Raw genomic sequence first — 9778 nt, 5'->3', positions numbered from 1 at the left:
CGTACGCCAAATGCGTAGGCACGGTCGGCCAGTGTCTGTACGGAATGGTTGTCGACCGCATAGCGAGGGCAAGCCGAGCCGAGCCAATAAGTGCCCAGCTTGTTGAGCAAGCGGGTGGATTGCGTCACAACCGGCTCGATCTGCAGCGGATCCCCGACGATGACCACGCGCGCGGCCCGCATGATGGCGCCCACCGCCGCTTGTGGTGGCGCCTGGCCCGCCTCGTCGATGACCAGCCAGCCAAGTGCCTCCGATTCCAATCCGGCGAACTGGGCGCGGATCGACGCGAAGGTGCTCGACACCACCGGGGTAAGCATGAAGAACCAGCGCCAGAGTGCATGCCGGGCGGGTGGCAAGGGCGGCCTGGACAGCATGCGCGAAAGCGCCATCACGACGTCTGCTGTGGCGGCTTCCAGGAAGAAGGCTTCGTGCAGCGCCATTGCCGCGGCAAAAAGTTCGCTACGCGTGTCGTTGAATCGCTTGCCCTGCCAGAAAGCGTGCTGTTGATTGGCTTGGGAATCGAGCGGTGTGCCATCCCACAAATAGACACCACACGCGCCGATCAAACGGCGCAAGTCGGTCAAGTCGTTGGCGAAGGCACGCACAAAAGCGAGCGCATCACAGCTATCGCACCATTGCTGATAGAGACCCTTGCGGAACCACATGACCAGCCAACGGAGCCATGCCGGCCCCAACTGGCGCTCGAACGAGCGCGTGTTGTCTTGCAGGCGTTGGACCAGGCGCTCCATGCCTTCGGCAAGGGGCGCGATGTCTGTCGTATCCAGTTGCGGCGCGGCAGGCCAAAGGTTTTTTACCTGTGCCCAGCGTTGCCGCAGATCCGTATATACCTGATCCAATACCTCCAGTTGGCCGCGTTCCTTTTCATAAGCCAGCCGTGCCTGGAGGTACCTCTGTTTCGCGGCCTGGAAGCTGCGCGCCGACTTCTTCTCTGACTTGTAACGCCAAAACGTCATCGCGCCGACGTTATCCCAACTGCCTTGATCGACCTTGTCTTTGTCGAGGTAGCTTCCCGGCTTGTCCGAGGGTGTCCTCGCGCGATTGGAGAAAACATCGCTGAAACGCGTGCGATTGGCTTTTTTACCTAGCGCCGCGGACACCAGCCCCCAGACGGGACTGGGCTGTACCCACGCTTTGTCACCACGCGAGCCGGCGTACTTGGTCGCCACCTCTTTGAAGTAATGCAGCGTATCGACGCGTTGTGCATCGATACCTTCGAGTTGAGGCAGTTCAAGGGACAGGTTCTCCACGGCGCCGTTATTGGTGGAGGCGACGACGATTTCAAAACCAGTCAATGCGGGAGACAGCAAAGGGATTTTGTGGGTATTCGATCCGAAAACGGCGTTAATCTCGCCGCTGAGACCTTGCTTGGCATCGTGCAGCTTCGATAACGCATCGGCACGCTGCACGATCAGGTGTGCGATCAGGTCGCGAAGCAAGGTGGTTTTGCCGGTGCCCGGAGGGCCATTGACCGCCAGGATGTCGCCGCTGCTCATGGCCTGCATCTTGTTGAGCGCGAACTGCTGCATCAATGACTGCACATGCTTCGGGTCTGAGGGCCAGCGCCCGGAGATGCCATGTCGGGGACGTAGCGTTTCCAATACTTCGCGCTGGCCCGCTTCACTGTCGAGATCGAGCTTGGCCTGATCGACACCAGCCAGATAGGCCGCCAGTGCGCGAGGCTTGGCGGAGGATTTCAGCGCGCGCTTGGCCTGCGCCAGATCATGCACATAGAAACTGTTGAGAATAGGAACATCGTTGGCATCGGTACGCTCATCGCCGTCATCGGTTTCCGTCTCGTCAGGGGTAGAGCTGCCTTCTTTCGACGAGCTGCGTGATTTTTCCGCGGCGTAGATATCCAGATAGGCCAGCCCGGCCCCCTGCGGTGAGAACGACGCCCAGGCCTGCAGCAATTCGCACATGCGTAGCAGAAACGCCGGGCCGAGAATCTTCTCCTCTTGCTGGGAGAATTCGTCTAGCAGGCCGTGTTTGAGTTTCGCGACACTGGCTTCGAATGCTTCGGCGCAAAGTGCATCCATGTCTTTGCCAGCCAATTTCCCCAGTGCCCAGGGCAGCGCGGAAAGGCTTAGTCCGTTGAAGTCCGGCTCGCCTTTTGGATTCACGCTGAGCTTGGCAAAGCAGGTCAAGCCAGCGGCGGCCATTTCGCCATCGCGAGCGCGGGTCTTGTCGTCGCTGGATGGCCCGTCGATATAGGCCTCGACGATATGCGATACCTGCGCAACGTCAAAGGGCACCAGATACAGCACGCGGCGACGCGAGGCGTAGGTTTCCCAGGTGCCATCGTGAAGATTGTCGTGATTGACCAGAGCCGCGGTCCGATATTGCCGGGCCGACTCCAAGGGCTTCTCAAGATCGTAGGCATTGAAGAACTCGACGCTGTGCCAGAAGTTGAGTACGCGATCGGTATCGGTCATCGTCATGACGTGGTGCTCCATCGGAACGAATGCTTAAAGGAAAGCAGCGGCTTGGGGCTTATCGCAGCGCACCTGGCTGGTGGCTGATGTGTGGTGCATTATGCCGTGGGACCACCGAAGGATATCGACATCCGACGTGGGAGCTTAAGCTCGTCACGAACACTTCACTTCTCCCGGCCTCGATGCGATCTCCGTCATGACGACTGCCTTGGTTTTATTCCGGCGCGATCTGCGTCTTGCCGACAACCCGGCGTGGTCGGCTGCCTGTGCGGCGCATGCGCGCGTGTTGCCGGTATTCATTCATTCGGTTCAAGACGATGGCGCGTGGCCGGCGGGTGCCGCCAGTCGCTGGTGGCTGCACCATGCGCTGGCAGCATTGGATGCACGATTGCAAGCCGAGAAGGGCTGCCTGCACCTGCGCCAGGGCGATACCTGGCAGGTGCTGCTCGATCTGCTCAAGCAAAGCGGTGCGCAGGCGGTGTACTGGAACCGCCGATACGAGCCGGCGACGATGGCGTGCGATACGCAGATCAAAAGCGCCCTGCGCGAGAGGGGCGTCGAAGCGCATAGTCATGCAGCTACTTTGTGGTCAGAGCCCTGGCATATCAGCACCCAGCAAGGCGAGCCGTATCGAGTGTTCACGCCGTACTGGCGCAATCTGCGGCAGCGATTGGAGGTCGTGCCTCCCTTGCCGGAACCTCACGTGCCGGGCTGGCTGGAACTACCCGGCAGTCTGCCGCTGTCGGCGCTGGGGTTGTTGCCGTCGATCCACTGGGATGGCGGCCTGGCCGAAACCTGGCAGCCTGGCGAGCAGGGCGCGCAAGAGATGCTGGAACTGTTCTGCGACGATGCCATCAACGACTATGCGCATGCCCGCGACCTGCCTGCACGGCATGGCACATCGAGGCTTTCGCCGCACCTGCATTTCGGCGAGATCTCGCCGCGGCAAATCCACTTTGCATTGCATGAGCATGCGCAGCGTGTGGATGCGCGGCGGCGACCCGATATCGAGCCTTACCTGCGTGAGTTGGGCTGGCGTGAGTTCGCGCATCATCTGCTGTATCACTTTCCACAGACGCCCACGGACAACTTCAATCCGCGTTTCAATGGTTTTGCCTGGGCGCCGCCGGATGTGGCGCTGCTCAAGCGTTGGCAGCAGGGCCGTACCGGCATTCCCCTGGTCGATGCGGGTATGCGCGAGCTATGGCACACCGGCTGGATGCACAACCGCGTGCGCATGATCGTCGCCAGCTTTCTGACGAAAAATCTGCGTCAGCACTGGTCACACGGCGCGCGCTGGTTTTGGGACACGCTGGTCGATGCCGATCTGGCGAACAACACCATGGGCTGGCAATGGGTGGCTGGCTGCGGCGCGGATGCCGCGCCGTACTTCCGTGTCTTCAATCCGCTGACGCAGGCGAAAAAGTTCGACCCCGACGGCGTGTACCTGAAACGCTGGTTGCCCGAATTGGCCGGGTTGCCGCTGTCGTTACTGCATGAGCCTTGGAAAGACCCGGCGGTGCTTGAAGCCTGCGGCTATCCGGCGCCGATGGTGGATCTTGGCGCATCGCGCCAGCAGGCGCTGGCGGCTTACCAGCGGCAAAGATGACGAACGCCATGTGGCATGACAAAGTGAGCGACCTCGCTCACTTCACCCGTCTCTTACCATGCAGCCCGAAGACTTAAAGCTCCTGGTCACCCGCCAGATGCCGTATGGCAAATACGAAGGCCGTCTGATCGCCGATTTGCCAGGTAACTATCTGGCCTGGTTTGCGCGCAAGGGATTTCCATCCGGCGAGCTTGGGCGATTGCTGGCCTTGATGCTGGAGCTCGATCACAACGGTTTGTCGTCATTGCTGGATCCGCTGCGTGGCCGGGCGCCGTTTCCTGCTGTACCGGACAAGTCATCGAAACCGTAACCTTCGATACTCTGCCATGAGTGAGTAAAATGCGCTTTCGGCAACAGGCCGCATATTGCTTTCGGAGTTGCCCATGCATGCTTTGATATTCGATCGATTCGGCAGTGCCGATGTCTTGCGCTGGGATGTGGTGGCCGATCCGGTGCCCGGGCCTGGGCAAGCGCTAGTGCGCATGCGTGCCGTCGGCTTGAATTTCGCGGACGTCTATCGGCGCAACGGCACCTACCATCTCAGCGGGCAGGCGCCTTGGATCCTCGGCTATGAGGGTGCGGGTGTCATCGAGACCGCGGCCGCTGGCGATGCCTTGTTCCCGGTGGGTACGCGCGTCGGTTTTGCCGATATGCCGTATGCCAATGCCGAGCTGGTGGCGGTCGATGTCGACAAGCTGATCGCGCTACCTGCGGATATCGAGGTCGAAACGGCGGCAGCGGTGCTGCTGCAGGGTCTTACCGCGCAGTACCTGCTTGCCGACAGCTATCCGATTCGTGCGGGCGATACGGTGGTCGTCCACGCGGCGGCAGGCGGGGTCGGCTTGCTGCTGACGCAGATGGCGAAAGCTGCCGGGGCGCGTGTCATAGGGGTGGCTTCGAGGGCAGCCAAGTGTGCGGCGGCGATGGCGGCGGGCGCGGATACCGCCGTCGGCTACGACAATCTTGTCGACAATGTGCGCACGCTGACCCAGGGGCGTGGCGCGGATGTGGTGTACGACTCGGTAGGACGCACCCTGGGCGATAGCCTCGCCAGCGCGCGCATCGGCGGCACCGTGGTGTTTTATGGCATGGCGGCGGGCGATCCCGATCCGGTCGATCCGCGGTTGTTGATGGACCGCTCCCTGACCCTGACCGGTGGCGATCTGTGGAATGTGCTGACCAGCGCGCAGATCCGCCGCGAGCGTGCGGCTGCGTTGTTTGAGCAGATTCGTGCCGGAAGCTTGCTGCCGCGGATTGCCGGGCGCTTTGCCTTGAGCGATGGGGCCAAGGCGCATGCGTTCCTGGAAAGCCGCGAGGCGATCGGTAAGGTCGTGCTTACGCTTGCCTGATCGACCGCGTTCAGGCGTTGCAGTCAGGTTTCCATATGCCGTGCCTGGCGCTGCGGCGCGGCGAGATATTGTTCACGCACCGCGGCTTTTTCCTCCGGGGTGCGCCGACCCTGGCCGGCATAGTCACGGGCGACGACCGCGGTGACCGTGGCTTCGTCGTAGCCATCCAGGCATAGCCATTGGCTGACCAGCCCGGCCAGTCGGTGCAGCGCGATGCGATGCGTGGCATCGGTCTCGCCATACAGCCAGTCGGCAAAACGCATAAAGCGGGCAAACGGCGAGTCGCCCAGAATCATCGGCAAGGTGTGGCCAAACCGGCCCGAGTTGGCGACCAGATCCCAGTAGCGGGAAAAACGCACCAGTCGCTGCATTTCGGCAAAGTCGATGCGGTCGGTGGCGAGAATCGTGTACGGCGGATACGGGTCAAAGACCAGCTTGTAGGTTTCGGTGTGGCGAATAATCGGCGTGCCGCGCAGGCGCTTGAGTATGCCGAATTGAATCTCATGCGGCCCCAGCCCAACCAGGCGGTCGAAACCACGCGCAAAGCTCGCTACGTCTTCGCCCGGCAGGCCGGCGATCAAATCCACATGCAGATGCGCGCTGGAGTGAGTCATCAGCCAGCGAATGTTTTCCTCGGCCTTGGCATCGTTCTGTCGCCGGCTGACCAGGGTTTGCACCTCCGGGTTGAAGCTTTGGATACCGATCTCGAACTGCAAACTGCCGGGCGGAAACTTGACGATGCTTTCCTTCAACGCCTCCGGCAGGTGATCGGGCACCAATTCGAAATGGGCGAACACCGGATCGTTCGGCGCCGCCTCGAGCTTGTCGAGAAAGAACTGCAGGATGCGCAGACTGCTTTTGATATTGAGATTGAACGTGCGGTCAACAAACTTGAACAATCGCGCACCGCGCGCATGCAACGACTCCATTTGAACGGACAGCCGCGCGAAGCCTCCACGTATAGCGTGCGCTGGGCGAGATCCGTTGCCGAATACTCGTTATAAGGCAGCGCAATCTCGGCCATCGGCGGTTGCCGCCCTGCATGCATTTTCTGCGCGGGCGCCGAGCCGCCGAGAATGCTGCGGCATAGCTCCGGAAACGTCACATCGCCCCAGCCGGTAATCACATAGTCGGCCGCCTCGACGATGGGCTGCCCCGCCGATTCATAAGAAACCTCCGGCCCGCCCAGCACGATCACGATCTCCGGCGCGATCCGCTTGATCAGCGCCACCACGCGGGTCGTTTCCTCGACATTCCAGATATACACACCAAAGCCGAGAATGGTGATGCCATCGGTTGAACGACGCGCCAGCAGTTTTTCGACAATTTCGGTGGTTTTCGTGCCGATCACGAACTCGTGCAACTCCATCTGCTCCCGCAATTCGCCCGCATTGGCCATCAAATAACGCAAGCCCAGCGAGGCATGGGCATAACGGGCATTGAGGGTAGACAGCAGGATGGTCATGGCGGTGCAAGGGAGAATTGGCCCGACATGGTACGCCACCGGGGAAATCTACGGGTCAAAACCCCTGGCGTGCCCCACCAACGCAGTTTGCTCCCTCCCCTGCTAGCAGGGGAGGGCTGGGGAGGGGTTGAATCTAGCCGCAAGCCCTCACCCCCACCCAGCCTCCCACTACAAGTAGGGGGAGGGGCCAAAGCGGCAGGGCCGAGAATCAACGCGAACACCGCACGCTGCTCTTGATGTTGCCATTGCTCTCGCTTTTGACCTTCGGGGCCCCTGTGCGTCGGTGAGGGTTGGACGACAAGGCCCGCAGGGGACTCGGCAGGGACGCCGAGTCCTTTTCGCCAGGGCAGGAGCCCTGTCGAAAAGCCCGGCCAGCCCTCACGCACCCGAAGGGCGACAAGCGGGGATGGCCTTTCTTTGGGTTACTTTTCTTTGGCCACGCAAAGAAAAGTGACTCGGACCCCGGCAGGGGTTCGAAACCCCGCCGCAGGCGACCAGATCGCGACTTCATCGCATAAAAGCGAAGGCCCACAGCAGGCAGTCAGATCGCAACATCACCACAAACAAGCCCCACCACCAGCGACTCATACAACAAAAACACCACCCTTAACGCGTACTACTAGGCACCGCCAACCCACTAGAACCCGCCTCAGCCGGCCCCACCACCGCACTCACCGGACAAGTCACATCCCGCCGCGGCGTTCTTCCATTTGGAAGGCTATACATCTGACCAATAGGCGGCATGCGTTCGGATAACGTCACCGCACGACCGTTCATGCGCCAATCGTAGATGACGCTGAAAGCCATCACCCGCGCGACATATTCACGCGTCTCCTTGAACGGAATCGTTGCCGTAAAAAGATCAGGCTCCTGCAGCGAACCGCGCGCCGCCAGCCACTGATCGACCCGCCCCGGCCCGGCGTTGTAGGCCGCGCTTGCCAGCCACGGCGCACCATTGAAACGCGCCGCCATCTGCGCCAGATAACGCGTGCCCAAGGCGATATTGACCTGCGGATCGTAAAGCGTGTCGCCGCCGCCCCAGGCGATGCCATGGCGCTTGGCCACCAACACCGCCGTGCTCGGCAACAATTGCATCAGGCCGCGCGCATCAGCGCCGGAGCGGGCATCGCTCATCCACGCACTTTCGGCGCGCAGGATGGCGTACGCCCAGGCGGGGTCGATGCCGGCCTGGCCGGCCTGTGGCACCAGGCCATCCTGGCCGGCGAGCGGAAAGCGGCGCTCGTAATCGCGTAAGGCATCGCCGCTGTTGAGCACGAACACGGCGCGGTCATACCAGCCACGGCGATAGGCGATATCGACGGCCTGCCGCAACGTCGCGGGGTCAGCGTTGTTCAGCGCCTGGGTCCATTCGCGCCGGGCCATTTTCTGCATATCGATCGCATACAACTCAAAAGCACGTTGCAGCCCGCGGTTGGCCAACAGGGAGCGCTCGCGTTGCAGGTCGCTGGAGAACGGCAGCGGGCAAATCGTGTAGCCGATATTCAGGCGATCGGCGGCCATGAAACCGAAATAGCTGGACTCCTGCGCCAACGAGGCAAGCACTTGGCGCGCCTCGGCATCGCGGTTCAGCGCGGTCAGCGCACGTGCCCGAAACCAGCGCCATTCCCCGTCTTGTTTCTGGGTCTCTGGCATGGCGTCGACGGCGGTCAGTACGCTTTTCCAGTCTTGCTGCGACAGCGCCACGCGAACTCGCCATTCACGGCTGACATCGGTCTGTGCCGACGCCGGCAGTTCAGTCAGTCGGGCCAGCGCGGTTTCGTTGAAATCGGTGGCATGGAACACCGCCAGGGCGTTCATGATGCGACCGCGTTGGGCCGGGCTGAAGGTGAAGTGGCTTTGCAGTTTTTGCCAAGCCAGGTCGGCGGTTACCGATTGGCGGCGGGCCAAGCGCTCCAGCGCAAGCATCGCCGCCTGGCGATGGCGTGGCGTATCCGGCCATTTCGGCGCCACGGTGACGGCGCCGGCGGGGTCGCGCAAGGCCATGCCGATACGTTGTCCGGCGATGACTTCATCGGCAGGCAACCAAGCGGCTAACGAGACGATGGTGCCGCCTTGATTGGCATCGGCGGCGCGGTCGATGCGCTCCCACAAGCGCGTGCTGCTGAGCAGCCCTTGATTGTGTGCGGCATCAAGCACGGGATCGCATGCGCTGGGCAAGCTGGTCTTGGCCCATAGCGATGACAGGTCCTTATCGAAATCCAGCTTTTCGCCCTTGCTCAACCGCGCCTGCAAGGCGTTGCAACTGAGCGCATCGCCGAGGCCGGGCTGATACAGCGCGAGAAAACCATCCCAGTCTTTGCGCCGCGCCAGTTCAAGCAAGTAGTCGCGGCGCAGGTCGCTGGCCGGGATCAGGTCGGGATAGCGGCGCAGATAATCTGACACCGGAGCGCTCTCCAGCTGGCGCAGATCGTGGCTGAGCGCGGCGGCTTCCAGATAAGGGTAGAGCGGGTAATCGGTCAGTCCCTTGGCCTGCTCGCGCCAGCTCTCGCCGCCTTGCGTGGTGGCGGTGGCATAGGCCTGTTTGAACGCCTCGCGTTGTGCCGCCGTCGGGTCGGCGGCCATAACGGCACTGCTGGCCAGCAACCAGCTCGTCACGATCACAAGCAGGCGCGGTGTGCGGCGCGGCCGCGATAAATAGTGATGGGGCATGGACGGTCCTTGTGGCAATCCGCCCGAGTGTAGTGGACTGAAGATTAGGGAAAAGGGAATGGGATTAAGAGCGGGGAACGGGGAATAGGGAACGGGGACGTGAAGGTTGCGTGGTGATTGCGGCGCGGCGTTCTTTTCGATCTTTTTTGATTTTTGTTTTAGCCCTTGCTTTTCCGCTTCTGCTTTTTAGGCTTTTCCCCGTTCCCCGTTCCCCGTTCCCCGTTCCCCGTTC

Annotated in this window: 7 protein-coding genes; 3 read left to right on the top strand and 4 right to left on the bottom strand. The window is 61.7% G+C overall.

Annotation, left to right across the window (positions count from 1 at the left end):
- The coding region (locus OUZ52_RS06060; RefSeq protein WP_266157461.1) for an AAA domain-containing protein at nt 1-2459 on the bottom strand (2459 nt) is incomplete at its 3' end.
- Nucleotides 2460-2649: 190 nt separating this feature from the next.
- Here OUZ52_RS06060 and OUZ52_RS06055 point away from each other — a divergent pair.
- The 3 genes from OUZ52_RS06055 (at nt 2650) to OUZ52_RS06045 (ending at nt 5411) form a co-directional block, all read left to right on the top strand.
- Nucleotides 2650-4062 carry a cryptochrome/photolyase family protein gene (locus OUZ52_RS06055; RefSeq protein ID WP_266157459.1) on the top strand — a complete coding sequence of 471 codons (1413 nt, stop codon included), beginning with the start codon at nt 2650-2652 and terminating at the stop codon, nt 4060-4062.
- Nucleotides 4063-4120: 58 nt separating this feature from the next.
- On the top strand, nt 4121-4372 hold the full coding sequence (locus OUZ52_RS06050; protein ID WP_266157458.1) for a DUF3820 family protein: 252 nt from the start codon (nt 4121-4123) through the stop codon (nt 4370-4372).
- 73 nt (nt 4373-4445) lie between these two features.
- On the top strand, nt 4446-5411 hold the full coding sequence (locus tag OUZ52_RS06045; RefSeq protein WP_266157457.1) for a quinone oxidoreductase family protein: 966 nt from the start codon (nt 4446-4448) through the stop codon (nt 5409-5411).
- Nucleotides 5412-5434: 23 nt separating this feature from the next.
- Here OUZ52_RS06045 and OUZ52_RS06040 read toward each other — a convergent pair whose 3' ends face one another.
- The 3 genes from OUZ52_RS06040 to OUZ52_RS06030 all read right to left on the bottom strand — a co-directional run bounded on the left by OUZ52_RS06040 (nt 5435) and on the right by OUZ52_RS06030 (nt 9546).
- Entirely contained in the window at nt 5435-6025 is a 591-nt protein-coding gene (locus OUZ52_RS06040; protein ID WP_266157463.1) for a DUF4080 domain-containing protein, read from the bottom strand.
- Nucleotides 6026-6159: 134 nt separating this feature from the next.
- Nucleotides 6160-6876, bottom strand: coding sequence for a B12-binding domain-containing radical SAM protein (locus OUZ52_RS06035; protein ID WP_266157456.1), 717 nt, complete (start codon nt 6874-6876; stop codon nt 6160-6162).
- Nucleotides 6877-7482: 606 nt separating this feature from the next.
- Nucleotides 7483-9546 (bottom strand): transglycosylase SLT domain-containing protein, encoded by a 2064-nt coding sequence (locus tag OUZ52_RS06030; RefSeq protein WP_266157455.1) that lies wholly within the window; start codon nt 9544-9546, stop codon nt 7483-7485.
- Nucleotides 9547-9778 lie beyond the last annotated feature (232 nt).

Source organism: Dyella silvatica, from assembly GCF_026283955.1.
GTDB classification, from domain to species: Bacteria; Pseudomonadota; Gammaproteobacteria; order Xanthomonadales; family Rhodanobacteraceae; genus Dyella_C; species Dyella_C silvatica.
Note: the sequence above shows the minus strand (reverse complement) of the source record. Positions and strands in the feature narration are given on the sequence as shown.